The 26,994-nt window shown below is 64.1% G+C and carries 22 protein-coding genes, 1 tRNA gene and 1 riboswitch; of the genes, 10 read left to right on the forward strand and 13 right to left on the reverse strand.

Features of this window, described 5'->3' with window-relative positions; translation table 11 throughout:
* The 6 genes from GJ698_RS04380 to GJ698_RS04405 all read left to right on the forward strand — a co-directional run.
* Positions 1–1,107 (forward strand): efflux transporter outer membrane subunit (locus tag GJ698_RS04380; protein WP_154356399.1); only part of this gene is annotated, 1,107 nt, incomplete at its 5' end.
* Between the two features lie 19 nt (positions 1,108–1,126).
* Complete coding sequence (locus GJ698_RS04385) at positions 1,127–2,287, forward strand: efflux RND transporter periplasmic adaptor subunit (protein ID WP_154356400.1); 1,161 nt, start codon at positions 1,127–1,129, stop codon at positions 2,285–2,287.
* Between the two features lies 1 nt (position 2,288).
* Positions 2,289–5,426, forward strand: coding sequence for an efflux RND transporter permease subunit (locus tag GJ698_RS04390; protein WP_154356401.1), 3,138 nt, complete (start codon positions 2,289–2,291; stop codon positions 5,424–5,426).
* A 2-nt stretch (positions 5,427–5,428) separates the two neighbouring features.
* Entirely contained in the window at positions 5,429–6,124 is a 696-nt protein-coding gene (locus GJ698_RS04395; protein ID WP_154356402.1) for a heavy metal response regulator transcription factor, read from the forward strand.
* Positions 6,121–7,539, forward strand: a complete 1,419-nt coding sequence (locus tag GJ698_RS04400; protein WP_154356403.1) for a heavy metal sensor histidine kinase — start codon at positions 6,121–6,123, stop codon at positions 7,537–7,539. The genes GJ698_RS04395 and GJ698_RS04400 overlap by 4 nt, the downstream gene beginning before the upstream one ends.
* Before the next feature lie 18 nt (positions 7,540–7,557).
* Positions 7,558–7,634 (forward strand) — tRNA-Pro (locus GJ698_RS04405).
* Between the two features lie 20 nt (positions 7,635–7,654).
* On the opposite strand, the gene GJ698_RS04410 is transcribed toward GJ698_RS04405, so the two are convergent.
* Positions 7,655–8,635, reverse strand: a complete 981-nt coding sequence (locus GJ698_RS04410; protein WP_154356404.1) for a CE1 family esterase — start codon at positions 8,633–8,635, stop codon at positions 7,655–7,657.
* Between the two features lie 155 nt (positions 8,636–8,790).
* On the opposite strand from GJ698_RS04410, the gene GJ698_RS04415 reads away from it, so the two are divergent.
* Positions 8,791–9,069, forward strand: a complete 279-nt coding sequence (locus GJ698_RS04415) for an EF-hand domain-containing protein (protein WP_208023771.1) — start codon at positions 8,791–8,793, stop codon at positions 9,067–9,069.
* Between the two features lie 8 nt (positions 9,070–9,077).
* A complete protein-coding gene (locus GJ698_RS04420) occupies positions 9,078–10,166 on the forward strand; it encodes an alpha/beta fold hydrolase (protein WP_208023772.1) in 1,089 nt (362 codons plus the stop codon).
* On the opposite strand, the gene GJ698_RS04425 is transcribed toward GJ698_RS04420, so the two are convergent.
* From GJ698_RS04425 to GJ698_RS04465, 9 genes are all read right to left on the reverse strand, one after another.
* Positions 10,153–11,463: an ATP-binding protein gene (locus GJ698_RS04425; protein WP_154356405.1), complete on the reverse strand. Its 1,311-nt coding sequence runs from the start codon at positions 11,461–11,463 to the stop codon at positions 10,153–10,155. The genes GJ698_RS04420 and GJ698_RS04425 overlap by 14 nt on opposite strands.
* Entirely contained in the window at positions 11,460–12,209 is a 750-nt protein-coding gene (locus GJ698_RS04430; protein WP_154356406.1) for a response regulator, read from the reverse strand. The genes GJ698_RS04425 and GJ698_RS04430 overlap by 4 nt, the downstream gene beginning before the upstream one ends.
* Positions 12,210–12,324: 115 nt before the next feature.
* Positions 12,325–13,548 carry a type II toxin-antitoxin system HipA family toxin gene (locus tag GJ698_RS04435; RefSeq protein ID WP_154356407.1) on the reverse strand — a complete coding sequence of 408 codons (1,224 nt, stop codon included), beginning with the start codon at positions 13,546–13,548 and terminating at the stop codon, positions 12,325–12,327.
* Positions 13,545–13,862, reverse strand: a complete 318-nt coding sequence (locus GJ698_RS04440) for a helix-turn-helix domain-containing protein (protein WP_154356408.1) — start codon at positions 13,860–13,862, stop codon at positions 13,545–13,547. The genes GJ698_RS04435 and GJ698_RS04440 overlap by 4 nt, the downstream gene beginning before the upstream one ends.
* 89 nt (positions 13,863–13,951) lie before the next feature.
* Positions 13,952–15,181 carry an alginate lyase family protein gene (locus GJ698_RS04445; protein WP_208023773.1) on the reverse strand — a complete coding sequence of 410 codons (1,230 nt, stop codon included), beginning with the start codon at positions 15,179–15,181 and terminating at the stop codon, positions 13,952–13,954.
* 8 nt (positions 15,182–15,189) lie between these two features.
* The gene (locus GJ698_RS04450; RefSeq protein ID WP_154356409.1) at positions 15,190–17,880 is read right to left on the reverse strand and encodes a TonB-dependent receptor plug domain-containing protein; all 2,691 of its coding nucleotides are present in this window, start codon (positions 17,878–17,880) and stop codon (positions 15,190–15,192) included.
* Between the two features lie 30 nt (positions 17,881–17,910).
* On the reverse strand, positions 17,911–19,059 hold the full coding sequence (locus GJ698_RS04455; RefSeq protein ID WP_154356410.1) for an alginate lyase family protein: 1,149 nt from the start codon (positions 19,057–19,059) through the stop codon (positions 17,911–17,913).
* Positions 19,060–19,185: 126 nt separating this feature from the next.
* Positions 19,186–19,941, reverse strand: coding sequence for a molybdate ABC transporter permease subunit (locus tag GJ698_RS04460; protein ID WP_154356411.1), 756 nt, complete (start codon positions 19,939–19,941; stop codon positions 19,186–19,188).
* A complete protein-coding gene (locus tag GJ698_RS04465) occupies positions 19,941–20,855 on the reverse strand; it encodes an extracellular solute-binding protein (protein WP_154356412.1) in 915 nt (304 codons plus the stop codon). The genes GJ698_RS04460 and GJ698_RS04465 overlap by 1 nt, the downstream gene beginning before the upstream one ends.
* A 165-nt stretch (positions 20,856–21,020) precedes the next feature.
* Here GJ698_RS04465 and GJ698_RS04470 point away from each other — a divergent pair, with 165 nt between their 5' ends.
* Together GJ698_RS04470 and GJ698_RS04475 are read left to right on the forward strand one after the other, a co-directional pair.
* The gene (locus GJ698_RS04470; RefSeq protein WP_154356413.1) at positions 21,021–21,416 is read left to right on the forward strand and encodes a carboxymuconolactone decarboxylase family protein; all 396 of its coding nucleotides are present in this window, start codon (positions 21,021–21,023) and stop codon (positions 21,414–21,416) included.
* A gap of 12 nt (positions 21,417–21,428) precedes the next feature.
* Positions 21,429–22,295, forward strand: a complete 867-nt coding sequence (locus tag GJ698_RS04475) for a LysR family transcriptional regulator (protein ID WP_154356414.1) — start codon at positions 21,429–21,431, stop codon at positions 22,293–22,295.
* A 90-nt stretch (positions 22,296–22,385) separates the two neighbouring features.
* On the opposite strand, the gene GJ698_RS04480 is transcribed toward GJ698_RS04475, so the two are convergent.
* The 3 genes from GJ698_RS04480 to GJ698_RS04490 form a co-directional block, all read right to left on the reverse strand.
* Positions 22,386–22,925 (reverse strand): hypothetical protein, encoded by a 540-nt coding sequence (locus GJ698_RS04480; protein WP_154356415.1) that lies wholly within the window; start codon positions 22,923–22,925, stop codon positions 22,386–22,388.
* 127 nt (positions 22,926–23,052) lie between these two features.
* Entirely contained in the window at positions 23,053–24,495 is a 1,443-nt protein-coding gene (locus GJ698_RS04485) for a PepSY domain-containing protein (protein ID WP_154356416.1), read from the reverse strand.
* Positions 24,496–24,497: 2 nt separating this feature from the next.
* The gene (locus tag GJ698_RS04490; RefSeq protein ID WP_154356417.1) at positions 24,498–26,600 is read right to left on the reverse strand and encodes a TonB-dependent receptor; all 2,103 of its coding nucleotides are present in this window, start codon (positions 26,598–26,600) and stop codon (positions 24,498–24,500) included.
* Positions 26,601–26,738: 138 nt separating this feature from the next.
* Positions 26,739–26,957, reverse strand: a riboswitch (cobalamin riboswitch).
* Between the last annotated feature and the right edge of the window lie 37 nt (positions 26,958–26,994).

The raw sequence follows: 26,994 nt of genomic DNA on the forward strand, positions 1-26,994 counted from the left end.
CAGCCCGGCGCCGCCAGCAGCCGCGCGCGCACGAGCGGCAGCAACGGCGGCGTCGCCAACGCCCACAGCGTCACCCTCAGCAGCAGCTGGGAACCCGACCTGTGGGGCGGCGTGCGCCGCTCGGTGGAAGCCGGCGTCGCCAGCGCCCGCGCCAGCGGCGACGACCTGGCTGCCGCCCGCCTCAGCATCCAGTCCAGCCTGGTACAGAACTATGTGCAGCTGCGCGCCATCGACCTGCAGGCGGCGCTGTACGCCAACACCGTCAGCGCCTACCAGCGCTCGATGAAGCTGGTCAACAGCCAGTACCAGCAAGGCGTGGCGCTGCGCTCCGACCTGGCGCTGGCGGAAAACACGCTGGCCGCCGCCGAAGCCCAGGCGCTCGACCTGCGCGCGCAGCGCAGTCTGCTGGAACACGCGATCGCCGTGCTGGCCGGCCAGCCGCCGGCCAAGCTCGCCATCGCTCCGCTGCCGATCGCTGACGGCCTGCGCCTGACCGTGCCGGTGGCGCCGGCCGCCTTGCCGGCGCAGCTGCTGGAACGCCGCCCCGACATCGCCGCCGCCGAGCGCCGCGTGGCCGCCGCCAATGCCAACATCGGCGTGGCGCGCGCGGCCTGGTTCCCGGCGCTGAGTCTGTCCGCCGCCGGCGGCTACAGCAGCAGTTCCATCGCCGACCTGTTCAATACGCCGGCGCGCGTCTGGTCGCTTGGCGCCGCCCTCAGCCAGACGCTGTTCGACGGCGGCCTGCGCCAGGCCCACAGCGACGAGGCGGTGGCCGCCTACGACGCCACCGTGGCCGCCTACAAGCAAACCGTGCTGAGCGCTTTCCAGGAAGTCGAGGACAACCTGTCGACCCTGGCCACGCTGGATGCCGAGATCGCCAAGCAGCAGCAAGCCACGGCCGCTGCCCGGCTGGCCGAGCAGATGTCGCTCAAGCAGTACAACGCCGGCACCACCACCTACCTGTCGGTGGTGACCGCCCAGGCCACCGCACTGAGCAGCGCACGCAGCGAAACCACGCTGCTGTCGCGGCGCCTGGTCGCCAGCGCCGCGCTGATCGCCGGCCTCGGCGGCGGCTGGCAGGCCGCCGCACCATCACCATCCCAATAATCGTTGATTGAGTCCGACCATGAAAACTACTTCCACCAAGCGTATGGCTGTGCCGCTGATCGCGGCCGGGCTGATCGTCGCCGGCGGCGTCTGGTATTCCCAGCACAACGCCCGCGCCGCAGCGCCGAAGCCGGCCGCCGCCGCCATCCAGGTGGTGACCACCACGGCGGCGCAGCAGGACGTGCCGGTATTCCTGAGCGGCGTCGGCACGGTGACCGCCTACGCCAGCGTCACCATCAAGACCCGCATCGACGGCCAGCTCGACAAGCTGCACTTCGTTGAAGGCCAGGACGTCAAGGCCGGCCAGCTGCTGGCCGAAATCGACAGCCGCGCCCTGCGCGCCCAGCTGGCGCAGATGCAGGCCACTCGCGCCCGCGATGCGGCGCTGCTGGCCAACGCCCGCGCCGACCTGAAGCGCTACACCAATCTGCACGCCGACGACGCCACCACCCAGCAGACGCTGGACACGCAGACCGCGCTGGTGGCGCAGAACGCCGCCACCGTGCAGTCGGACGACGCCCAGATCCAGTACGCCCAGGTGCAGCTCGACTACACGCGCATCACCGCGCCGCTGAGCGGCCGCATCGGCACGCGCCTGGTCGACGCCGGCAACATCGTCCACGCCAGCGACACCACCGGCCTGCTGATCATCAACCAGATCGATCCGATCGCCGTCACCTTCACGCTGCCGGAGGAAGACGTGCAGCGCATCGGCGCCGCCACCAATGGCAAGCAAGCCTTGGCGGTGACGGCATTGAGCCGCGACGGCAAGACCAGGCTGGCGCAAGGCGAACTGGTGCTGATGAACAACCAGGTCGACACCGCCAACGGCACGGTGCAGCTCAAGGGCAAGTTCAGCAACAACAACCACGCGCTGTGGCCGGGCCAATACGTCAACGTCCAGCTGCAGCTGGGCACCGTAGCGCAAGCGGTCACCGTGCCGGAGGCCGCCATCCAGCGCGGCCAGGCCGGCGCCTACGTCTACCTGATCGACGCCAACAACGCCGCCGCCATGCAGCCGGTGCGCCTGGGCCAGATCCAGAACGGCATTGCCATCATCGAGCAGGGCCTGCAAGCAGGCCAGCGCGTGGTGGTCGACGGCCAGTACAAGCTGAAGCCGGGCGCCCACGTGGCCGAAGCCGCCAAGCCAGCCGCCGCCGCGCCGCGTCAGGGAGCATGAGATGAGTGTTTCCGCATCGTTCATCAAGCGCCCGATCGGCACCACGCTGCTGGCCATCGCGATTCTGCTGCTGGGCCTGATTGCCTGGCCGCTGCTGCCGGTCGCGCCCTTGCCGCAAGTGGACTTCCCCACCATCCAGGTGTCGGCCAACCTGCCCGGCGCCAATCCGGAAACCATGGCCTCGAACGTGGCACAGCCGCTGGAGCGGCAGTTCTCGCTGATCTCCGGGCTGTCGCAAATGACTTCCACCAGCGCCGTCGGCAGTACCCAGGTCACGCTGCAGTTCGACCTCAACCGCAATATCGACGCCGCGGCGCTGGACGTGCAGGCGGCCATCAACGCCGCCTCCGGCCAGTTGCCGAACAACCTGCCCAGCCCGCCGACCTTCCGCAAGATCAACCCGGCCGACGCGCCAATCATGGTGATGGCGGTGCAGTCGGACGTGCTGCCGATTACCGAGGTCAGCGACTACGCCGACAACATCCTGGCGCAGCAGATTTCGCAGCTGCCCGGCGTCGGCTACGTCAACATCGGCGGCGCGCAGAAGCCGGCGGTGCGGGTGCAGGTCGATCCGGCCAAGATCGCCGCGCTGGGCATGAGCCTGGAAGACATCCGCGGCGTGATCGCCACCGTCACCGTCAACAGCCCGAAAGGCTCGGTCGACGGCGACCATAAAAGCTTCACCGTCTACACCAACGACCAGCTGCTGAGCGCGGCGCCGTGGAACGACACGCTGCTGGGCTACAAGAACGGCGCGCCGATCCGCATCCGCGACGTCGGCGTGGCCGTGGCCGGCCCGGAAAACGTCAAGCTGGCGGCCTGGGCCTACGCCGGCCCCGCCGCCGTTGAAGGCAACGACATGAAGAATGGCCGCGCGGTGGTGCTGATCATCAGCAAGCAGACCGGCGCCAACGTCATCGACACCGTCAACGGCATCAACGACGCCATGCCGCGCCTGCGCGCCTCGCTGCCGTCCACCATCAAGGTCAACACGGTGGTCGACCGCACCCAGACCATCCGCGCCTCGGTGCTGGACGTGGAATTCACGCTGGGCCTGACAGTGGCGCTGGTGGTGCTGGTGATTTTCATCTTCCTGCGCAACCTGCCGGCCACTATCATTCCGAGCGTGACCGTGCCCCTGGCGCTGCTGGGTACGGCCGGCCTGATGTACGTGGTCGGCTACAGCCTCGACAACCTGTCGCTGATGGCGCTGACCATCGCGGTCGGCTTCGTGGTCGACGACGCCATCGTCATGCTGGAAAATATCTACCGCTACATCGAGGAAGGCATGACGCCGCTGGATGCCGCCTACAAGGGCGCCGGCGAAATCGGCTTTACCATCATCTCCATTTCCGTGTCGCTGGTAGCGGTGTTCATTCCGCTGCTGCTGATGGGCGGCGTGGTGGGCAGGCTGTTCCGCGAATTCGCGGTGACCGTCACCATGACCATTGCGCTGTCCGTCATCATCTCGCTGACCCTGACGCCGATGCTGTGCGCGCGCTTCCTGCGCAACGAGCACGAGACGCAGCATGGCCGCTTCTACCAGCTGTCCGAACGCGGTTTCGACACCATCCTGGGCTGGTACAAGCGCGGGCTGGACGTGGTGCTGCGCCACCAGTTCATCACGCTGTGCACCTTCATCGGCACCATGGCGCTGACGGTGGCGCTGTTCATCATCATCCCGAAAGGCTTCTTCCCGCAGCAGGACATCGGCACCATTTCCGGCACCGCCGAATCGGCGCAGGACGCCTCGTTCACCTCGATGAGCGGACGCATGGTGGCGCTGGCCGACATCGTCCGCACCGATCCGGACGTGCGGGCCTTCGCCATGTTCTCGGGGAATAACACCGCCAACACCGGCAACTTCCTGATCAGCCTGAAGCCAAAGGACGAGGGCCGCACCGCCAGCGCCGACCAGGTGATCGCCCGCCTGCGGCCCAAGGTGTCGCAGGCGCTGGGCGTCAACCTGTTCATGCAGGCCGGTCAGGACATCAACGTCGGCGGCCGCCCCAGCCGCACGCAATACCAGTACACCGTCACCGACGCCAACCTGGATGAGCTGAACGTGTGGGCGCCGCGCATGCTGGAACGCTTCCGCAAGCTGCCGCAGCTGGCCGACGTCGCTTCCGACCAGCAGAACGCGGCCGCCAGCGCGACGCTGACCATCGACCGCGCGCGCGCCGCCGCCTTCGGCATCAGCCCGGCGCTGATCGACGCCACCATCTACGACGCCATCGGCCAGCGCCAGGTGGCGCAGTACTTCACGCAGATCAACAGCTACCACGTGGTGCTGGAAGTGACGCCAGCCATGCAGCGCGATGCCGACCTGTTCAACCACCTGTACCTGACCGCGCCGACCACCGGCGAGCAGGTGCCGTTGTCCAACCTGGTCAAGGTCGATACCAACAAGACCAGCTACCTGTCGATCAGCCACCAGGGCCAGTTCCCGGCCGTGACCATCTCGTTCAACCTGGCGCCCGGCGCCTCGCTGGGCGACGCGGTGGACGCCATCAAGGCGGCGCAGCAGGATATCGGTGCGCCGGCCGGCCTGACCGGCAATTTCCAGGGCACGGCCAAGGCCTTCAATGAATCGCTGTCGACCCAGCCCTACCTGATCGCGGCGGCGCTGGTGGCGGTCTACATCGTGCTGGGCTTGCTGTATGAAAGCTATATCCATCCGCTGACCATCCTGTCGACGCTGCCGTCGGCCGGCGTCGGCGCGCTGCTGATCCTGATGGCCGGCGGCTACGAGCTGAGCGTGATTGCGCTGATCGGCATCATCCTGCTGATCGGCATCGTCAAGAAGAACGGCATCATGATGATCGACTTCGCGCTGACCGCCGAGCGCGAGCACGGCAAGGCGCCGCAGGACGCCATCTACGAGGCATGTTTGCTGCGCTTCCGCCCCATCATGATGACCACCATGTGCGCGCTGCTGGGCGGCCTGCCGCTGATGCTCGGCCACGGCGCCGGCTCCGAGCTGCGCCGTCCGCTGGGCTACGCCATGGTGGGCGGCCTGTTGCTGTCGCAGATGCTAACCTTGTTCACCACGCCGGTAGTGTATCTTTACCTGGATCGCGCCCACCACTGGTATATGCGGCGCAAGCAGGCGCGCGGCGCCGCCGTCATAAAGGCATAGCAATGAACATCCTGATCGTGGAAGACGAGCCGAAAACCGTCGACTACCTGTATCGCGGCCTGACCGAGCATGGCTGCACGGTCGACATCGCCCGCAACGGTATCGACGGCCGCCACCTGGCCCTGCAGAACAACTATGACGTGGTGGTGCTGGATGTCATGCTGCCGGGCCTGGACGGTTTCGCCGTGTTGCACGAGCTGCGCGCCGTCAAGCAGACGCCGGTGATCATGCTGACCGCACGCGACAGCATCGAAGACCGCGTGCGCGGCCTCGGCGACGGCGCCGACGACTACCTGATCAAACCGTTCTCCTTCCTCGAACTGCTGGCGCGGCTGCAGGCGCTGACCCGCCGCAACCGCGCGCAGGAACCGCTGCAGTTGGTAATCGGCGACCTGAAGATCGACCTGCTGAGCCGCAAGGCGCATCGCGCCGGCCACCGCATCGACCTCACCGCCAAGGAATTCGCGCTGCTGGTGGCGCTGGCGCGGCGCGAAGGCCAGATCCTGTCCAAGACCTCGATTGCCGAAATGGTGTGGGACATGAATTTCGACAGCAACACCAACGTGGTGGAAGTGGCCATCAAGCGGCTGCGCAGCAAGATCGACGTGACCGGGCCACGCCTGCTGCACACCATCCGCGGCATGGGCTACGTGCTGGAACTGCGGCCCGAAGGCGCCGCCACGGATGACGCCGAATGAAGAACTCCATCACCCGCCGGCTGGTGACGCTGTTCACGCTGACCACGCTGGTCGTCATCGTGCTGATCAGCTTTGTGCTGAACCACCTGCTCAAGCAACAGCTGATCGAATACCAGCGCCACCAGGTGGACGCGGCGCTGCACGACCGCGCCTACCAGATCGAACGGGCCGACGCCGCCGACCGCTGGGAACGCGTCGACCGCAAGATGGAAACCCTGACGCCGTCCGACGGCGGCATGCGCTACTGGGTGCTGAGCGACGACCCGCGCTATCGCTACGGCACCGACCTGGCTGCGGTGGCCGGCCATGAAGCCACCGCCACGCAATTGAGCCTGGTCACGGTGCCGGGCCGCGCCTATCCCTATCACGTGCTGTCGCAGCACTTTGAAGCCAACGGCGAGCGGCCGCCGGTGACGCTGGTGGTCGGCATCGACACCCGCCCCTACGCCGAGGCGCGGCGCGTGTTCCTGATCGCGCTGATCGTGCTGTCGGTGACGGCGGCGGCGGCGATGTACGCGCTGGGCCACTTCGTCGCCCGGCTCGGCCTGCAGCCCCTGCAGCAGCTGTCCGACCAGGCCGGCAAGCTGAACGCCACCAACCTGGCGCAGCGGCTGCTGATCTCGCCGCTGCCGGAGGAACTGGCCGGCGTCACCGGCGCCTTCAACGGCGCGCTCGACCGGCTGGAAACCGCCTACCTGCAACTGGAAGCGTTCAACGCCGACGTCGCCCACGAGCTGCGCACGCCGCTGGCCAACCTGATCGGCCTGACGCAGGTGGCGCTGGCCAAGCCGCGCAACGCCGCCGACCTGACCGAATTCATGCAGTCCAACCTGGAAGAACTGGAACGGCTGCGCAGCATCATCAACGACATGCTGTTCCTGGCGCGCGCCGATCGCGGCGAAGCGCCGCCGACGCTGGTCGACACCAGCGTCGCGGACGAGGTCAACAAGGCGGTCGAGTTCCTGGAATTCACGCTGGACGAAGCCGGCAAAAGCATCACCGTCGAAGGCGACCTGGCGACGCGCGCACCGCTCGATGCGCCGCTGTTCCGGCGCGCCATGGTCAACCTGCTGGACAACGCCATCCGTTACTCGGGTGAGCAGGCGCATGTGCGGGTACGCATCGCCGGCGACGGCCGCAGCGTGGTGGTCGAAGTCATCAATCCCGGCCTCACCATCGACCCGGTGCACCTGCCACGGCTGTTCGACCGCTTCTACCGCGCCGACCCGTCGCGCCAGGGCAGCGAAGAACAGAAAGGCCACGGGCTGGGCCTGTCCATCGTCAAGGCCATCGCCCAGATGCATCGCGGCGCCGTGTTCGCCCGCTCCGCCGACGGCGTTACCACCATCGGCTTCAGCGCCACGCAGGGCAGGAATGATGGGCGAGACAGAATTGAAAACATCGCGAAAATATGATGTAATTCACATCAATGTCGGGGTGTAGCTTAGTCCGGTAAAGCGCTACGTTCGGGACGTAGAGACCGGAGGTTCGAATCCTCTCGCCCCGACCAGGAATCACCAGCAGATCGAGTCAGGGGCGCGACAACAGAAAGTCGGCAATTTTCTCGCTGGCATTAATTTGTCGGCTCGCCGCGCCGATAAGAAGCCGTGGGGCATATTGGCCGCCGCCTGGCCAGGCGTGCCCGCCGCCGACGACCGTCAGCAATACCACACCGCCGCCGCGCGCGCATCCAGAGAAGGACGTCTGGATCACCCGGGTTTGATCAATCAAAGCATGTGGCGCCAGTGGCTGTTGCACTCCCGGAGTTTCACAACCATTATGCCGGGCCCAAAAGCCGACTGTTTCAGCCACCGGGCGTACATGTCCGCCCTCGCCTTTTCCGCCAAAATCGGCCACCGGACCACCCTTGAAAGGCATGATCGGATCGGCAGTACCATCGATCTGCATCACCGCCAATGAACTCGGTGGTTGGCAGCTTAATCCTGCCGCGTCGGGCAAGGTTCCGGCAACGGCGGCAATCCCGGCAATTCGGCCGGCAAGTTCACAGCCCAGGCGTTCCACGAACAATGCGCCATTCGAAAATCCCGCTGCAACGATGCGGTTCCTGGCAATCGGATACTGCGCTTGCATGCGATTTATCAACGCCAAAACAAAGCCAACATCATCCTGCGGATTCTTGATGGTCGGGCGGCCATCATTCCAATGCTTATCGATGCCATTGGGGTAGACGGTAATAAACCGCCGCTGGTCGGCTACGGCGTCCATATCGGCAAGCTGCTGCATGCCCTTGCCCTGCATCCCGCCCCCATGGAATATCAACATGAGCGAAAATCCGCCTTGAGGCGCGCTGCCTTCAGGAACATGGACAATGTACGTCCTTGTCTGGCCGGACACCTCGATCTGGTCGGTCCTGTCGGCCGCCTTCGCGATCGATGCAGGCATCACGCCTGCGACAACCACGGCCAGGGCAAAGAGCACCGCAGCCGCATATTTCTCCAAGCTTTCACTCAAGTTTCGCATATCGTTAATTCGGTAAGAAGGAACGATCAATATAGAATCAAATCCGTAAATCAGCTGTAATGAAAAGTTTCATGCTGTGTCACCGAAGACTGCATTGGCAATGACATCGCATGACATGAACTGTTACAGCCGCCGGCAATGCGCGGTTCTATACTCGGCTTTCATTCACCTCAACTGGAGATCCCATGAAAAACCGTCTGCGCCATCTTGCCGCCCTCGTGATCGTCAGCACGTTGTCACTGGCCGGCCAGCCGGCCTTTGCACAAAACGGCGACATGCTGAAGCAGCTGGAAGCACGCTTCAACGCCGCCGACAAGGATCACGATGGCAAGTTGTCCAAGGCAGAAGCGGAGGCCGGCATGCCGCGTCTGGCCAAGGCATTCGACAAGATCGACGTCGACCACACGGGCTACATCACCCTGGCGCAGATCGAGGCCTTCATGGCCCAGATGAAGAAGAAATAAGACAGCCTGTGCGTCGCGAAACAGCAGTGCGCCGGCCGCCATGGAGGATGGCCGGCGCCATCGTCGGCGGCATGCTGGCAGTGCTGGCCACGGTGGCGGGCGTGCTGGCCTACAAGATCGATAGCTACGTCGATCCGTATCACAACAAGGTCACCGAAGCCGGATTTCTGCTCAAGTCCGCCCAGGTCAACCGGCTCAGCCTCAGCTACGCCGAAGGGCCGGACAACGGGCCGCCGCTGGTACTGCTGCACGCCCAGCATCTGGACTGGTTCAGCTACAGCCGCGTAATGCCGGCGCTCTCGCGCTCCTTCCATGTGTTTGTGATCGACTACCCGGGCCACGGCGCCACCCGCGCGCCGGCCGATTATCCGATGACCGCCAACCAGATCGGCGCCGACCTGGCCGATTTTATCCAGCAACGGGTAGGCGCACCGGTCTACATCAGCGGCAATTCATCGGGCGGACTGCTGACGGTATGGCTGGCCGCCAACCGCCCGCAACTCGTGCGCGCAGCCTTGCTGGAAGATCCGCCGCTGTTTTCCTCCGAGTACCCGCGCATCCGCCAGACCATTGCCGCCAAGTCGTTTGCCACCAGCTACAAGGCGGTACACGAGCACAGCGACGACTTTCTGCTGTACTGGATACACGCCAGCGCCCGCTTCTTCCGCAACCACGTCGGCCCCGGCACGTCCAGACTGCTGACGGCGGCCGTGCATGTCTACCGCCACGCGCATCCGGGCCAGCCGGTGGAAATCGGCCTGGTCCATAACGATACGGTGCGGCTGCTGATACGTGGCCTGGACCGCTATGATCCCCGCTTTGGCGCCGCCTTCTACGACGGCAGCTGGAATCAGGGCTTCAGCCATGCCGACGCCCTGCAGAATATCCGCTGCCCGACGCTGCTGATGCAAGCCAACACCAGCACCCTGAAAGATGGCACTTTGGACGGCGCCATGAGCGAGGCGGAAGCGGCCCGCGCGCGCGGCCTGCTGCGCCAGGGCCAGTTTGTCAAAGTCGATGCCACCCATGTGATCAACCTGGACCAGCCGGAGGCATTCGTCCAGATCCTGGAAAAATTCTTCCTCAGCCAGCCTTGAGTCTGGCAGCCGGCAGATGCAGCTCCGCCTGAAAACCGCCGCCCGCACGGAGGCTCAATTCCAGGCTGCCGCCATGCTGCTGGGCGATACGGCTGGCAATCGCCAGCCCCAGTCCGGTACCGCCCTGGGAAGCCTGATCGCCGCGCCGGAATGGCTGATTGAGCAGCGGCAGCAGCCTGGCATCGACACCAGGGCCGCGATCAGCCACCACCACATGGACGCCGGTTTCATCCTCCCAGGAACGCACTTCCAATCCCACGCGCCCGTAGCGCGCGGCGTTCTGCATCAGATTGACCAGCAGGCGCAACATGCTGACCGGACGGATCTTCAGCAGCGGTAACGGTTGCAGCGATACGGCAAAGGTCTGCCCCAGGCCGGTGAAATCGGCGGTCAGTTGCTCGATCATCGCATTCAGATCCGCTGCGCTGAAGGCCTCGCCATCGCCGCCGCGCGCGTAGTCGATGAATTGCTGGACGATGGCGTCGATCTCGTCGATATAGCGCTCGGCCGCCTGCGGCGCATCGGCCAGATCCGGCATGGCGTGCGCCAGCCTGAGCTTGGTGAGCGGCGTGCGGATATCGTGCGAGATGCTGGCCAGCATCAGCGCGCGCGTGGCGTCGATGTCGGCCAGCGCCCGCGTCATATCGTTGAAGGCGGCCGCCACGCTGGAAATCTCGGTTGGCCCGACCAGCGACACGGGTTCCGGCTGTTCCCCCTTGCCCAGCCGTTCGGCGGCAGCGGCCAGCTGGCGTAGCGGACGATTGATACGGCGATGTATCAGGTAAGCGATCAGCACGCCCAATGCGGCCAGCAACACCGCCATCCCGATGGCGATCAGCGCGCCACGGTAACGCTCGCTACGCTCCACTGGCAGCGCGATCCAGTATGGCTGTCCAGCCACCGGCAATCCCACCCACAGCCGCGCCTCCGGCCCCGGCTGCATGCGCACGGCGACGTGATCCGGCAGGTGCGCCTTCAGTTCCGCCATGAAGCGCTGAGCCTCAAAACGGGCCAGCGGCTGGAAACGCAATGCCGCTGACGAACCGGCGGGCGCAGGCGGCGCTGATTGTGCGTGCAGCACCTCCAGATAGCGGGCACGGTCCTGTTCCGGCAACGCGGCCAGCAAGCGTTCCACCGTCATGATCTGCTGTGCAAGCAAGGCGGCCGTGCCGCGCACGCGCGGTTCCTGCACAAATACAATGAACACCAGCACAGCCATGATCTGGCTGATGGAGATGGCGGCGGTGAGCAGCAGCGCGTTGCGGCCAAGCAGCGTCGAGGGCCAGCGCAGACTCATGTTTGCACGTCGGCCACCAGCATATAGCCCAGGCCCCAGACGGTTTTGATATGACGCGGACTGGCGGGCTGCGCCTCGATAATCTGCCGCAGCCGCAGCACCTGCACATCGATACTGCGCGCGTTCGCATCGTAGCCGCGTCCGCGTGCGCGCACCAGCAGATTATCGCGGCTCACCGCACGGTTGGGCGTGGCCGCCAACGCTTCCAGCAGCAGGCGTTCGGCCGAATTGAGTTCGACCGGATCGTCTCCGCGCCATAGCTGGTGGCGCTGCAGATCCAGCGTGAACTCGCCGAAGCGCAGCCGCTCCGGCGTCGAGGGCGTATCGCCGTGCAGCATCTGCTGGCGGCGCAGCATGGCACGGATGCGCGCCACCAGCTCACGTGGCAGGAAGGGCTTGGCCAGGTAATCGTCGGCGCCGCTTTCCAGGCCAACCACACGGTCCAGCGGGTCGCCGCGCGCGGTCAGCATCAGGATGGGAATGGTGTGGCCTTCGGCACGCAGGCGGCGGCAGACCGACAGGCCGTCCTCATGCGCCATCATCAGATCGAGCACCAACAGATCAAACGGTTCGCGTTCCAGCAGACGGTCCAGTTTGGCGCTGTCCGCCACGGCACGCACCTCATAGCCTTCCGAGGTGAGGAAGCGTAGCAGCATGTTGCGCAGCTCCAGTTCATCATCGAGGACAATGATGCGGTGCGCTTTTTCCCGGTGCACGGCCGGCGTGTCGGACGATTCTGGCGTCATGTGTAGGGATACAGTTTGCGGGCCTGTCGATACTAGCACGCGACAGCAGACTGACGAACCGTCAATGCCATGATTTTGATATCAACTGATGTCACGGAGTGGTCATCGTCTCAAATTAAGCCATGCGCATCCGGTTAGCTTCGATGGCTTTTTTTATGGTGCTCAAGGTGGCTGGTCTAATGCCGAATTCTTTTGCATGCGCGGTTAACGCTCCCGCCACGGTAGCGATACGCTCAGTCGTTTGGCGTGCCCATGCCTGCGGCAGGTCGGCTGCGGTCGCCAACGCCAACAGGTGTTGAAGCGACGGGTGACGACCTTCTCCGCTGACGGTCATGTGGTGTTCGCCACCAACGCCGACGTTGTAGGTCAGGTCGTAGCACGGCGCCAATTCCCACTGCATCGATTCGTTCATCACGTAACCGAAATTCCTGGTGTGGTCGTCTCGGTTGTTGAAGACGACGTTGAACACGCATCGCTCGAAAGCTTTCTTCACCTGCCGCTCGTCTCTGGTCAGCGTTCTTGTCGCTTTCAGGAATACCTCATAGTCCCGCGTCGGCAGGCGGAAATTGTCATCGAGCAGTGCGGCCAGGCTCAAGGTCGGCACCCGCATGCCGCGCTGTCGATCAAACCTCTCGATGCCGAAGCCAGCCAACTTCGGACTCAAGTCGAAGTATTTCGTGGCGGGCATGTCCAGCCCGCACTGGTCCGCCATGGTGGCATACAAAGTCTCGATAGCGCAGACTTCCTTTGCTTCACCCTGGGCTTGAAATTTGACCAGCCATGCCGCACCTGGCGCCGTTTGCACAGTGCTGACCTGCCCTGTGGCAGCGTCGTACTGAACGAGAACCTTGGGCCGCGCGCCGTGGGGCGAGCCACCGCTCAGTGCCAACTGCTGAAGGGTGTCCGTATCCCGTCCGGCCAGGACCGCCTGTGCGCCCTCCGCCAGCACGCGCAACTCCTGATATGCGGGATCGTGGCTCAGTTCATCGGGGGGAGTAAAAACCAGCGCCCCCATTGCGCGGTCATTAATGAATGCCAGCCTATCCAGCGGCGAGATGCCAGCCAGATCACGCCCGGCTTTCTGGAAGCAGCGGTCCATCAGGATCCAACCCCAGCCGTCAGGCAAAGCATCGGCAATCAAGCCCGGCAAGTTATCTTGGGTGCTTGGGAAATCCGAATAGGCCACTTTGCGCAGCTTCAGATAAATCGGCGATAACTCTATGCCGCGCCGAAGCGCTTCGTCCGAGTATTCGAATAGCAGCGTTCGCCCTGCGTGTGCAAGGGTGCCGAGCTGCCAATGCTGCGCCCATCCGCAAAAATGAACGTTGAGCTTTTTCATGGTGCCCTTTTATTTTTTCGCGGGACACGTTGGCGAACAGGCTTGCTAGCTTCTTCGAGTTCTTTGATGGACGTCGGCTTTTGCAAAAAGAGCGGTTCGAGTTCTTTTGCGAGCCCCAACGCAACGATGAGACGTAACAACGTTTCGAGTGTGCCCTTGCCGGTGTTTTCAAAACCAGATACCGTGCCCAATGCGATGCCCGCGCGTTGCGCGAGTTCAGGCTGAGAGAGTTCCAGGCGCATGCGTTGCGCTTTGATGCGCGACGCTATTTCCTTGCCGAGCTCGGATGGCGCTGCAAACGTAAAATCCAACATTTTGAAATTATCTCCGCATATTGCGAAATAATTTCAATATTTTAGCATTTAATTTGCTGCGCGACTTTGCATCGCGCAGCGTGCTACCACTACTTCAGCGGCAGAATCAGCGCATCCACCTGCCCTGGATAATGCTCCAGCAACCAGCGCGCCTTCTCCGCAAACACCGGCTCGCCCGGATAGGCCCGCGCCGCCGCCAGCATGTTGTGCATCGCATGCTGGTTGACGCCATCCGGCGATCCTTCCTTCGGATCGATTTCCGGATACGGCCACTTTTCCCCGTTCACATAGCGCGCGACAAAGCGGTAGCCCTGGGCGATGCTGTGCGCGTCCTCGCCGTGCTCCCACACTTTCTGGCCCGTCAGTTCGCCGTAGCGTCCGAGATAGCCGAACGCTTCCAGCGCGAAGTTGACGTAGCCGGACGGCCGCGTGCGCTCCAGTTCCGCGATCAGCTTGCCCTCGCGGTCGATCTGCCCGGCGATGCGGCGGATCTGGGTGATTTCCAGCTCGCGCCTGGCGATGTCCTGCTGCCCCGTGTACAGCGCGTACGCGGTCACCTGCGCCGAGTAGAAGGTGCCATGATTGTTGTGCGCGTTGCTTTCCTCGAAGCCGTTGCGGCTGTTGAGCAACCAGTTCAGGTAGTAGCGATACCAGGCGCGCACGCCATCGTTCTCGGCGTCGCTCAGGGCATCGGTCGGCTGGATCAGCGCCAGGCTGTCCATGACGTCGATCAGCGATCGGCTGCTGATGATGCCGATGCCGCGCCCGTTCACGCGGCCGGGGATCGCCTGGCCATAGTCGAGGTTGGGATTCATGCGGGTCTCGGGCGCGAGGAACCAGGCGCGCGCCAGTTCGCCGGCCTTGGCCGCATATTTCTTCTCGCCGGTGAAGTACCAGGCCAGCGCCAGCACCGTCACGTCATGCGAGAACTTCCCCATCCGCACGCTGTCGGTGGCGTCGGTGGACGATGCCGGATTGTGCAGGCCATCCTTGCGGATGTAGGGCAAGCCGTCCTTCTTCGCCGGGTCCGGCCACCAGTACGGCCCGAAGCTGAAGAAGTCGTGCTTGTTGCCGCTGGCCGGGGCCAGCGTCTTGTCGACCACGCTATAGGGCTTGTGGGTCAGCGCCGCATCGGCTTCCTTGATCAGCTTGTCGTAGGACGGCTGGTACAGCGGGTCGCGCGCCGCCAGTTTCTGTTTGGCCAGCGCCAGTTCCGCCGGGTCGTAGGTGTAGAACTGCGACGGCGATGCCGCCACGGCGGGCCCGGACAGGCCCGCCGCCAGCAAGGCCGCGCATAACAAGGTGCGTTTGATCATCATGCTCCGCATCAGAAGGTGTAGGTGGCGCGCACGCGGTAGACGCGGCCCAGCGGGCTGGCTTCGCCGCTCGAATAGCCTTCGCCGCGGTAGTTGGCCGCTGGCGGATCGCGGTCGAACAGGTTGTTCACGCCGACCATCAGGCTCCATTGCTTGAAGCCGTTGTACTGCATCGACCAGTTGTACACGGTGTACTGGTCGATCACGTGGTAGGCGGTGCCGCTGTTACGGTCCTCGAAGCTCTGCTTGTATTGCTGGTTGAGGGTCGAGGTCCAGTCGCCATTGGCGCTGACCCATTTGGCCGAGGCGCCGTACTTCCAGCGGAAGTTCATGACGTTGGCGTCCAGCGGGCCGAACTTGTTGACGCTGGAAATCCACGCGCCGTTGCGGTCGACCTGCGTTTCAAACTCATGGATATAGGTGCCGTCCAGCTGCACGCCGACCTGGCCCCATTTGGTTTTCGGGAAGTTGTAGGTGGTGGTCAGGTCGATGCCGTCGGTGCGCACGCCGCCCATATTGGTCAGGCGGTCGTCGATGTACAGCAGGTTGCCCTTGGCGTCGCGCACGAACAGGTTGGCGTAGGCCGGATTCTGGAACAGCGATGGCTGCGCCAGCTGGCCGATCGAATCGCGCAACTGCACCTTGAAGTAATCGACCGACACCAGCAGCGAACGGGTCGGCGTAAATACTACGCCCAGGTTGAAGGTCTTGGAACGTTCCGGTCCCACCTGGGGGTTGGCGCCGGTGTTGATCGGCTGGCGGGCGTTACACACGGTGCTCGGGTTATAGCCCGGCAAGGCGGTGCCGCCGGTGGTCGCGCCAGGCAAGCCGCCAGGGCACAGCACCGGATCGTTGTAGCTGGTGCTGGTGATGCCGGTCGGGCCGTTGGTGGCGCCGAAGTAGCGTTCGGCCAGCGTTGGCGCACGGAAGCCGGTGCCGGCCGAACCGCGCAGCATGACCCATTCGGCCGGCTTGAAGCGGAAGCTGGCTTTCGGATTGGTGGTCGAGCCGAAGTCGCTGTAATGGTCGGTACGCACGGCAACGTCGACGTCCAGCGCCTTGGTGATCGGGAAATCGATCTCGGCGTAGGCGGCCGTCACGTTGCGCGAGGCACTCTGGTTGGTCGCGGCCGTGGCGCCGGTCTGGCCGCCGGACAGCGCCACCGTGGCGGGAATCGAGTTGTAGGAGAAGTCGTGGTAGGCGCTGGCGCCGACTGCCAGCGTGACCGCACCGCCCGGCAGCGTCATCAGCTCGCGGCTGGCGTTCAGGTCGACGCCGTTCATGCGCGTCAGGCCGGCGTTGGCGGTCTGGCCGTTGGTCGAGATGCTGCTCAGGTAATCCTTGCCCACCTGGTCCTGCAGGCCGAACGGATTCAGCTGGCCATTGGCGACGCCGGCCAGCAGGTCATAGCTGTTGACGAAGCCGGAGCGGAAGCTGGTGCGGGTGCTGTACAGCGCAGACCAGAAGCTGGCCTTGTAATCCCAGGCGCCCAGGTGGCCCTCGTCGTCCAGCGTCAGGCGGGTGGTGTCGGTCTTGTAGTCGAGCACGGTCGGGCCGAGGTCGCCGTACAGCGACCAGGCCAGCGTCAGCGTCTGGTTGGTGATGCCCGGCATGGCCGGCACGATGCCCTTGCCTGGATAGTATTTGCTGTTCGGGCCGATGGTCAGCGCCGGGAAGTTGGCGATCGATGCGTTGATGCCGAAGGTCGGGTTCTTCACCGGACGGTTGTAGATCGACGAGTACAGCAGCGAGGCCGACAGCTTGTGGTCCTCGCCCAGCATCAGCGTGCCCTTGGTGAACAGCGAGGCTTCCTGGCTTTCCTTGGTCAGCGTCAGGCTGTTGGCGGTGTAGCTGGCGGTACAGGTGTTGTTCAGGCCCGGCGTCGAGTACGGCGCCAGGCAGCCGCTGGCGTAATACGGGTTGCCGCCGATGGTGATGTTGCCGACCTTGGTCGAGCCGTTCGCCAGCGTGACGTTGGCCGGGATCGAGTTGCTGCCCTTGGTCAGCTTGGGCGGCGGGAAGCCGGCACTGGCCAGGCGTTCGTCCGAGGTGATGTTCGGGCGCGCCGATTGCGGCAGCGCGTCCTGCTGGTTGATGTCGCCGGTGATGTAGACGTTCCAGCCGTCGCTGCCCAGGTTGCCCTTGCCGGCGGTGAAACTCAAGCCGCGCGATTCGCCGCCACCGCTCTTGCTCGGCGCATTGCCCTTCAGCGTCAGCGAGGCGCCGGTGTACGATTTCTTGGTGACGAAGTTGATCACGCCGCCGATGGCGTCACTGCCGTAGATGGAGGAGGCGCCGTCACGCAGCACTTCGGTACGGTCGAGCGCGCTGACCGGGATGCTGTTCGGGTTGATCGCCACGTCGTTCAGGCGTTTGCCGTCCAGCAGCACCAGCGTGCGCGAGGTGCCGATGCCGCGCATATTGGCGCTGTTGCCGTTGCCGGAGGTGGTGTTCGGCACGTAGTCGGAAGCGGTCGACATCGACATCAGGATATCGTCGATGGTCTGCATGCCCTGCGCCAGCCAGTCTTCCGCCTTGACCACGGTCACCGGCAGCGCCTGGTCCGCGACCGCGCGCTTGATGCTGGAACCGGTGATTTCGACCTTTTGCATGCTGCTATCCTGCGCCTGCGCTGCGCCGCCCATGCTCAGCAAGGCCAGCGTGACCGCCGCCGACAGGCGGGAAGGTTTGTTGTGCTTCAAGTGTGTCTCCTTTTTTTATCGTGTGTGGTGTTACCAAAGCGCGGGTTGTCGGATGAAGAAATTGCGGATGACTTCTTCAACCGATGAGTCTGCGGGCAGGCTGGCCCACAGGGCCAGGTAGTCCGGTTTGCCGAGCGCGCGCCCGGCAAACAACAAGCTGGTCTGGCGCATCGGCCATTCCTTGTCGTACATCACGTCCGGCGGCAAGGGCCATGTGCGCTTGTCGCGGATGTAGGGCGCCATCCAGGCCATGGCCTGGGCCATGCTGCGGCCGTCGGGCGTGGCGTAGGTCCACAGATTATCCGACGGCGTCGACAGAATCCGGCACAGCGCTGCCAGCGCTTCCAGGTCGAACAGCGCGTAGCCGTAGGGCTTGGTGCGTTTCAGTTCCAGCGGCAGGCTGCCGTCGGCGGCCAGCTGGGTCGGCAGCAACACGGTCTTGAAGCGGTCGCGGGCGTAGGCCAGCAGTTGCTGGTCGCCGGTCAGGTGGGCGAAGGCGGCGACCTGCAGCAGCCAGCAGGAGCCGTGGTTGTTTTTGGCGTCACGCTCGTCCTGGCCGTTCTTGCTGGTGGTCAGCCATTGCAGGTAGTCGGTGAACCAGTGGTGGATCTGGCGGCGCTCATCGGCGGACAGAATGTCGCCCTGTTCCAGCACTTCGACGGCGCGCGCTACCTCGACCAGATGCACGGTGTCGATGATGCCGATGCCGCGTCCGCTGGAGCGGCCGAAGATCGCCTGCGCATATTGCAGGTTGGGATTCAGGCGCGTGGCGGGATCGATGAACCAGGCGCGCAGGTGGTCGGCGGCATGTTCGGCATAGCGGCGCTCGCCGGAAATCTTCCAGGCCGCGACCAGCGCCGGCACCTGCACCGAAAACCGCACCAGCACGCGCCGGTGGGCGACGAAGTTGTCGGGATTGGTCAGGCCGTCACGCTGGATATAGGGACCGCCCGGCTGCGCCGGATCGGGCCACCAATAGTCGCCTTCCGAGTAAAAATCGTGCACGCCGCCACTGCTGCGCGGGCTGGGAAAGGCGGTGATGGTCTGCGGCGCCTGCGCCAGGCTGGACGCGGCCTCGCGCAGGATGCGCTGGCGGTCGATACCGGCGACGTCGAGCGGCTGCCCGGTTACCGGCAGGCAAAACAGCAATATCAGCGTGCAAAGCATTTTTTGAAGCATGTCTCACCATGAAATCGTTTAACATTTCTTATGCCATCAATTTACAGGTATTTCTTGTTATTTTTACGTTTTCTAGTAAAACGTTTAACTTAGTATATAGAAGATATCCATGCGGCGTCAACAACTCTAATGCCGCGATGGCTTGTCCCGGTGCGAAAGCAGCCATAGCGGGAGCGGCAGCGCGGCCAGCAGCAGTAGCCAGACCAGCGAATACACGCTGTCCAGGCCGTCATTTTGCAGGTTGATGTAGAGCTGCACCGGCATGCCTTGCGGGAAGTAGGCGAAGATCATCACGATGCCGAATTCGCCGATCACACGGACCCACGCCAGCGCCAGCCCGGCCAGCAATCCGCGCGCGGACAAGGGCAGCGTCACCAGCCAGAACACGTGCCACGGCGTCGCGCCCAGCGTTTCCGCCGCTTCTTCCACGCTGCGCGAAACAGACTCGAACGCCGTGCGGGCCGACATCACGTAGTAGGCCAGTCCGCCGTAAAGCTGCGCCAGGATGAAGGCGCCGATATTGTTCGAGATGAGGTAGCCGGCGGCGGCCAGCGGCTTGCCGAGCGCGCTGTATGGTCCGTAGGCGGACACCAGCAGAATGCCCATCGCCAGCGGTGGTGTCAGCAACGATGCCAGCACCAGCATTTCAACCACGCCGCGCGTCCGGCTTTTCGTGCGCGCCAGCCAGAACGCCAGCGGCGTTCCCAGCAAGGCAATCAGCAGCAGCGCCACCAGGCCGAGGCCGAGCGAGACGCGGGCCGACGCCAGGTCCGCAGGCGCGATGGCAAAGCTGCGCCACGGCGTTTGCTGTATCAGCGTGGCAAAAGGAAGCGCCAGCAGCAGGCAAGCCGGCAGGCCCAGCCAGCGGGCGTGATGCTTCATCAGCGGTACAAGGCGTCGCCCTTGGGTTGACCGTAGCCGTTCTGATGGAACAGCGCCTGGCCGTCCGGGCTTTGCAGGAAAGTGATGAAGCGCTTCGCGGCTTCCGGCGCGGTCGCGTTCTTCAGCACGGCGGCGTAGAACACCAGCGCTTGCGGCCGCACCGTTTCGCTCTTGCCGTCGCGGTGCTGGATCGGGAAGCTGACGGTGTCGTACCAATCCTTCGCATATTGCGGATTGCTCAGGTTGATCTGGTCCGGCAGCGCCACATACGGCAGCCTGGCGGAGATGGTCGCGCTCTCGTAACCGGACGCCGCGTCCAGCTGGCCGGCCTGGAGCCGGGTCAGCAGGCTGCCTTCGCCAAACACCTGCTGCGGGTTCTCGATCGGTCCCAGCACGGCGGCGGCCATGCCTGGCTGCTTGTAGTATTTTTCGGCCAGCAACAAGGTGAAGATGATGTTCTGGCCCTGCGGATCGACAGCCGGATCGGTGCGCCCGAAGCGCAGGCCGGGCGTCTGCAATATTTTCCACCAATCGGACTCGCCGGCCTTCAGCTGCGCGGCGTACGAACTTTTGGGATTGTAGGCGATCACCATGCGCGTGCTGGCCACCGGCACCGCTTCATCCACCAGGCCGGCCTGCTTGAGAATATCCATCGGCCCCGGATTGACGGAGACAAACACGTCGGCGACGATTTTCTTCGACGCCAGCAGCCGCGCCATGCCGTAAGCGCCCTGCCCTTGGCCCTGGTATTCGACGTGCTCGCGTTCGGCGAACGCCGGGCCGATAAACTTGTCCATCACCACGCCCATCGAGCCGGCGTAGGTGATGCGCACCGGCGTTTCGGCGTAAGACTGGGCGGCCACCATGGCCAGCAGCGCGCCAACCAAGGCGCGGCGTTTCAACTTCAAGTTCATGCGGACTCCTTTGGTTCGTTATATTCCCGAGTATATGGCGAAGAACTCAGGAAATCTGTCATACCAAGGTATAGTCCATACCAAAAAGGTATCGCCGAAATGGTATTGGCCCCGCAGCCGCAAGCGAACTTACACTGCCTGCATTCCTCAACAAAGGAGCGGCAAATGAATAACGAACGCTACAAACGCGGCCTGGCAAAGCTGGAGGAAATCGACGGCCAGGCCGGCGAACATGTCATCGCCAGCCTGAAGGACATCGCGCCCGACTTCGCCACGCTGCTGATCGAGTTCCCGTTCGGCGACATCTATTCACGGCCTGGACTCGATCTGAAGGTGCGCGAGCTGGCCGTGGTGGCCGCGCTCACCGCGTTGGGCAACGCAGCGCCGCAACTCAAGGTGCATCTGCATGGCGCGCGCAATGTCGGCTGTTCACGGCAGGAGATCGTGGAAGTCATCATGCAGATGGCGGTGTACGCCGGCTTTCCCGCCGCGCTCAACGGGCTGTTCGCCGCCAAGGAAGTCTTCGCGCAAGAGGATACAATGGCATCCCCAACCACGTAATGCCCTCACCTTATGGCGCTGCGCTTCAAACTGAGACAGCTGGAGATGTTCCTCGCGCTGGCCGAGACATTGAATTTCAGGGAAGCCGCCGCGCGCCTGCACATGACACAGCCGCCGCTGAGCCGTCAGATGCAGGAACTCGAAGCCGCGCTGGGTGCGCAATTGCTGCATCGCTCCAGCCAGGGCGTGACCTTGACCGGGTCCGGCGAACTGCTGGCGAAGGAAGCCGTGCGCCTGTTGCAGGACTGCGAAAAACTGGGCCAGCGATTTGCCGGCCAGCCTACGCAGCGCCTGCGCATCGGCCTTACCACGGTGGTGGAGACGGAAAAATTCACCCAGCTGCCGCAATGGGACATCGACTTCAAGCGCCAAACCTCGGTGAAATCCGTGCGCGACCTTCAGCAGGAGAAGCTCGACGCCGCCATCATCGGCATGCCGACCAAGACCGACGGCCTGACTGTCCGCCACCTGTACCGCGACCGCTTGTGCGTCGCGCTGCCGAAAGGGCATCGCCTGGCCGCCAGAAAAGCCATCTCGCTGCTGGATCTGAATGACAGCAAGCTGTTCTGGTTCCGGCGCGACCGCAATCCTGGCTTTTACGACGCCTGCGAAGCGCTATTCAAGAAGCTGCACTTTGCACCACAACGCCTGCCGGAGCCGACCGATCATCACGTCCTGTTGAGCAGGATCGCCAATGAAGACGGCATCGGACTGGTGCCCGAATCCTTGAAAAAGATCCGGCACCACGGCGTCGTCTTCCGAAAACTGAAGGAGGACGAACTGCTGTTCATCGATATCGGTATCGCCCACCGGCCCGATCCGGTTCGTCCACTGATGCAACCACTTATCCAGCAGTTGAAGACGTTGTTTGCATCTTGAGATGAAAACTGGCTCGGTACTTGGCGTTTAGCAGCGCTTGCCACTAATTCGACACGCGGGAATTATAAGGAACGCTGCTGCCGCCGTCTTTTAAATCGCTCTGCGTCGGACTTTGCTAGCAGGCTTTGGGGGGACCGTCCGCTCCAACTGCAAATAAAAAAGATAGGCGCGCATGCCATTCATAAGATGCTCGATTTCGATAATGTCGCCGGTGCGGGCTGCTTGCATCAGTTCCTCAGCGAGGAAGAAAGCAATTTGTTCTAACGTCGCTTCATACTCCACCCGTGCATGCTCGATTGCCACAATACGGCGGCGAAGCTGGGCAATCACCGCAAGAAGGGAACTCAGCCACTTATCGTAATCAGCCTCGATCACTTCCGCTTCCGGCTGTGTTGGCGGGTATGCGAAAGATGCGAACTGTAGCACCGACAACTGGTTGATCAGATTTGCCAACGCCGGCGCGGCGACATGCCAGCCATTTTTCAAGAGGTCATACAGCGCATTTATGAGCAGTCCCTTGATGAGTTCGTTGGACATCAATCCGCCTGCCACACCCTGGGCTGCGTTCTTGATTTTCGTCACCTTGGTAGCTACAGTTTTTTTTGCCGGCGCTTTTTTTGCGGGCTTCACCGATGTAGGCTTGGGTTGATTTTTTGGCTTGGGATTTTTGGACGCTGGCATAGGAAATGTATAGATAGTTAGTAGATTGGACTAAATAATCCTATCATGCCAATTAGGCAATAAATCTCTCACTTTCTCACGTCACGCTCTTCTTCAGACGGCGCCAGCCCAGCACCACGCCGGTCAGCGCCGACAGCGCGCCGGTCACGCACAGCACGATCACCAGCACGTCCCACAACGGCCGCGCACGCAGCATGGCGGCGAAGTCGAGCTGGTGCAGGCCGTTGAACAGCCAGCGGTTCCACTTGCTGTTGCGGTCGGCGTAGTCGGCGATCCGGCCTTGCGCGGCGTCGATGTAGAACGTGGTTTCATCGGCCAGCTGGAATTGCGCGCGCAGCACCGGCAAGGTCGCCTGGCGGTGATGGCTGTAGTAGTAATTGTCTTCGCTGGTGAGCAGATCCGCCGCCTGCAACGGCGTGCCGGGCCGCACGGCCTGGATGGCGTGCAACAGGCGCTCGGCCGGAATCGACGGCACAACCTTGCCCGATGCGTCCAGCAGTCGCCGCTGCGCGCGGTCGAGGGCGCTCAGGTACAGCTGGCCGTCCACGCGCCGCCATACCAGTTCCAGCGTGCCGGGATGGCGGCGGAGAATCTGCGCCGCCGGCAGCGACAGATCGGCGCGGTCCAGCGGGCCGCCCGCGAACGCCAGCCTGTCCCGCGCCGTTACGCCCGGCGACGCCAGCCAGTTGAACGGCGTCACCGACAGCCAGCCGCTGAACAGCCAGGTGATCATCAGCGTTCCCATGCCGAGCCCCAGCCAGTGATGCCAGGCCCGCCAGCCGCGATACGGCGAACACCGGCCGCCGGCATAGCGGCGCCGCAGCCGCAGGCGCTGGAGGCCCAGCACCATACCCAGCATCACCAGCAGCAGCGCCGCGCCCGAAGTCCACATCACCACCTGCCGCCACGGCTGGCCGTGCGTGCGCAGCGGCGTGAAGTAGATCCAGTGGATCACCGAGCCGGCCCAGTTCCAGGCACGCTCGCTGCGCGTGGTGTCGCGCACCAGTTCGCCGGTGCGGCTCGACACGTACAGCACGCTGCCGGCCGCATCGTTGGCGCTGACGCGGTACAGCGGCCGGTGGTCTTGCAGGCTGCCGAAGCTCCACTGGTCAATGTCGATCAATTCGGCGGCAAGCGCCGTGGCGCCGGGCGCCGCGCTGACAGCGCTGGCGGAGGCCAGCACCGGCGTCACCTGCATCGCCTCGCCATCGTCGGCCCACACGGACAGCCAATGCCCGCCGGCCTTGAACTGATAGGCCGCGCGGCCAGCCACCGCCGTCAGCCGTACCTCCTCCGGCACGCCGGGCCTGGCTGCGGTCTGCCACGCATCCCAGGCGCTGAGGCGGACCTGCTGCGCCTTCAGCGGCGCCAGCCAGACCATGCGTTCCTGCTCGGTCAGCGCCGGATACGGCACGTACATCATCACGATGCCGGAGCCGAACCACAGCAACACCAGCAAGCCGAGCGCAATGCCCAGCCAGCGGTGCCACAAGTGCGCCTGGCGCTTCCAGGAACTCATGATCAGTAACGCCACTGCACGGTCAGCTCGGCATGGCGGCGATCACCCAGCAGGTACTGGCTGTCGCTGTAGGAGGTGACGGCGTACAGCTTGTCGGCCAGGTTGCGCAGGTTGAGCTGCACCTGCACATTGCGGCTGACGTTCCAGCCCAGCGATGCGTCGAAGGTGGTGTAGGCCGGCACCGACTGGCTGTTGGCGTTGTCGATGAAACGTTCGCCGACGTAGCGGGCGCCGGCGGCGGCGCGCCAGCCGTTGTCGCGGTAGTTGAGCCACAGGTTGGCCGACACCTTCGGCACGTCGGACGGACGGTTGCCGGCGCGCGACAGGTTGCCGCTTTCGATCAGCTGGTCGAATTTGGCGTCGGTGTAAGCCGCATTCGCTTCCAAGCGCCAGGCCTGCGCCAGCGCCACGCTGCCGGTCAATTCGGCGCCGCGCGACGATTGCGAACCGCCCTGTATCGACAGCGCCGGATTGGCCGGATCGCGCGTGACGATGTCGTCCTTGGTGATGCGGTACAGCGCCGCCGTCCACTCGGCCTTGCCGTTGGCCAGCGACTGCTTGACGCCCACTTCCCCCTGGCGCGACGAGGTCAGCTTGAAAGCGCTGTTGGCCAGGTTCAGCGACAGCAGGCTGGTGACCGGATCGCTGCCGGTGCTCAGCTGGCCGTACAGCGAGGTGTTGCGGTCGAGCTTCCATGTCAGGCCCAGGCGCGCGGCATTCGATTGCAGCGTGGCGTTGAAGCCGGCCGCACCGAGCAGGCTGACGCGGTCGACCTTGTAGCGGTCGTGACGCAGGCCGCCCAGCAACAGCAGTTGTTCGTTGAGACTGTAGGCATCCTCGACGTAGAAGGCGTTGGTGATGGTGTGCGTTTTGAAGTTCGGCAGCAGCGGGTCCGGGCTGTCGAACACGCCCGGATCGAAGCCGGTCGGCACCACGGTGGACGAACCGCCATACGGCGAGTTATTGGTATGCATGAAGTTGATCGCCGACGCTTCCCAGCCTGCCGCCACGCGGTTGGCGCCGGCGTTCCAGCGTGCTTCCAGGCGGTTGCCGGTCTGTTCCTGATCGTGGTGGATGGCGATGTAGTCGCTGCGCTCGACCAGGTTGGTGGCGGCGTCGTAGTGGTAGTACTCGGCGTTGCGCCAGTTGCGGCGCGCCTTCATATAGGCCAGCTCGTTGCTGATGGTGAGCGACGGCGACCAGCGCCAGGTCAGGCGCGCCACCGCCTTGTCGTCGGCGAAGGAAATGTCGGCGTCGCCGACGTCGTAGTTCTGGTCGCGCAGCGCGCGCGACAGGCCGCCGTTGACCAGCGGCGTGCCGAAGTAACGCTGCGGCTTCTGCTCCAGGTGGTCTAGTTGCAGGTCCAGGTCCAGATCCGGCGTCAGCGCGTAGGTCACGCTGGTGAGCACCTTGCCGTGGCGCGCATCGCCACGGTCGATGAAGCCGTCGCTGTGGTCGGCATAGGCGTCGACGCGGAACGCGCCGTGCTCGCCCAGTGCGCCGGTGGCGCCGATGCCGGCGCGCAGCGCCTCGCCGCCGCCGATGCCGGCCATCGCCTCCACCGAGCTGGCGCGGCTCGGCGTCTTGCGCACCGCATTGATGGTGGCGCCGGTGGTGCCGCTGCCGTACACCACGGAACCGGGACCGCGCAGTACTTCGATGTATTCGTAGCCCCATGGATCGGACGGATAGGTCGCCGTGCCCGAACCCACCTGCGGACGCTGGCCGTTTTCCAGCATGGCGATCGAGCCGTTGCCGGTGAAGCCGCGCGCCGAATAGGCCACGCCGTTGCCGGGCGAGCTGATGTCGGTCAGGCCGGTGGTGCGGGTGACCGCGTCCTTCACCAGCAGGTCGCCGCGCGCCTGCATGGTGTCGGCGCTGAGCGAGTCCACGCTGGCCGGCAGTTCCTGCGCGGTCAGGTTCAGGCGGCTGGCGGTGGCGTTCTGGCGCGTCAGGCCCAGGCCGTCGTTGCCGGCGGCGCCCTGCACGGTCACGGTGGGCATGACATCGGGTTGTTCGGCCCAGGCGCCGGCGGCGGCTAGCATGGCGATGGCGGCAACGATGGGACGCAGGGACGTGGAACTGCTGGTCGGGGAATGGCTCATGACGACTTCTCTTCAGTGAAGGGTTGGGAAATTCGGCGCGCAGACGAACGGACACACGCACGGCAAAGCGCGCGACGGCAGTGACAGATCGGAAAACGACAACGAACAATTAACAGGCCAGACCACACCCCGGGCTCGGCACATTAATCGTGACTGGCCGGTCTTCTGGCTCGCCTTCATCCTTGGCTGACCTTGCCTTCCCGTGCGATGCACAGTGGCGTTCGGTCAACGTCGTCAGGCTTACAGCAGCGGGGGCTGCGCCGGACTGGCGCGCAATGAAAATCGCGCGCGTCACCGGCTTCCCGTTTCACCCCGCAGCTGACAAGCATGCAGGGCACCATTCACGTATGAAGCCGAATTCTACAGGCAAGAAAGCGAACTTGTCACTGCCAGC

Source organism: Duganella aquatilis, assembly GCF_009674565.1.
GTDB classification, from domain to species: Bacteria; Pseudomonadota; Gammaproteobacteria; order Burkholderiales; family Burkholderiaceae_D; genus Rugamonas; species Rugamonas aquatilis.

Bases quoted from the DNA above. Each gene is read 5' to 3' on its own strand.
- GJ698_RS04385 (WP_154356400.1), top strand. From the start codon at position 1,127: ATGAAAACTACTTCCACCAAGCGTATGGCTGTGCCGCTGATCGCGGCC.
- GJ698_RS04390 (WP_154356401.1), top strand. From the start codon at position 2,289: ATGAGTGTTTCCGCATCGTTCATCAAGCGCCCGATCGGCACCACGCTG.
- GJ698_RS04395 (WP_154356402.1), top strand. From the start codon at position 5,429: ATGAACATCCTGATCGTGGAAGACGAGCCGAAAACCGTCGACTACCTG.
- GJ698_RS04400 (WP_154356403.1), top strand. From the start codon at position 6,121: ATGAAGAACTCCATCACCCGCCGGCTGGTGACGCTGTTCACGCTGACC.
- GJ698_RS04415 (WP_208023771.1), top strand. From the start codon at position 8,791: ATGAAAAACCGTCTGCGCCATCTTGCCGCCCTCGTGATCGTCAGCACG.
- GJ698_RS04425 (WP_154356405.1), bottom strand. From the start codon at position 11,463: ATGAGTCTGCGCTGGCCCTCGACGCTGCTTGGCCGCAACGCGCTGCTG.
- GJ698_RS04430 (WP_154356406.1), bottom strand. From the start codon at position 12,209: ATGACGCCAGAATCGTCCGACACGCCGGCCGTGCACCGGGAAAAAGCG.
- GJ698_RS04435 (WP_154356407.1), bottom strand. From the start codon at position 13,548: ATGAAAAAGCTCAACGTTCATTTTTGCGGATGGGCGCAGCATTGGCAG.
- GJ698_RS04440 (WP_154356408.1), bottom strand. From the start codon at position 13,862: ATGTTGGATTTTACGTTTGCAGCGCCATCCGAGCTCGGCAAGGAAATA.
- GJ698_RS04445 (WP_208023773.1), bottom strand. From the start codon at position 15,181: ATGATGATCAAACGCACCTTGTTATGCGCGGCCTTGCTGGCGGCGGGC.
- GJ698_RS04455 (WP_154356410.1), bottom strand. From the start codon at position 19,059: ATGCTTCAAAAAATGCTTTGCACGCTGATATTGCTGTTTTGCCTGCCG.
- GJ698_RS04460 (WP_154356411.1), bottom strand. From the start codon at position 19,941: ATGAAGCATCACGCCCGCTGGCTGGGCCTGCCGGCTTGCCTGCTGCTG.
- GJ698_RS04465 (WP_154356412.1), bottom strand. From the start codon at position 20,855: ATGAACTTGAAGTTGAAACGCCGCGCCTTGGTTGGCGCGCTGCTGGCC.
- GJ698_RS04470 (WP_154356413.1), top strand. From the start codon at position 21,021: ATGAATAACGAACGCTACAAACGCGGCCTGGCAAAGCTGGAGGAAATC.
- GJ698_RS04475 (WP_154356414.1), top strand. From the start codon at position 21,429: ATGGCGCTGCGCTTCAAACTGAGACAGCTGGAGATGTTCCTCGCGCTG.
- GJ698_RS04485 (WP_154356416.1), bottom strand. From the start codon at position 24,495: ATGAGTTCCTGGAAGCGCCAGGCGCACTTGTGGCACCGCTGGCTGGGC.
- GJ698_RS04490 (WP_154356417.1), bottom strand. From the start codon at position 26,600: ATGAGCCATTCCCCGACCAGCAGTTCCACGTCCCTGCGTCCCATCGTT.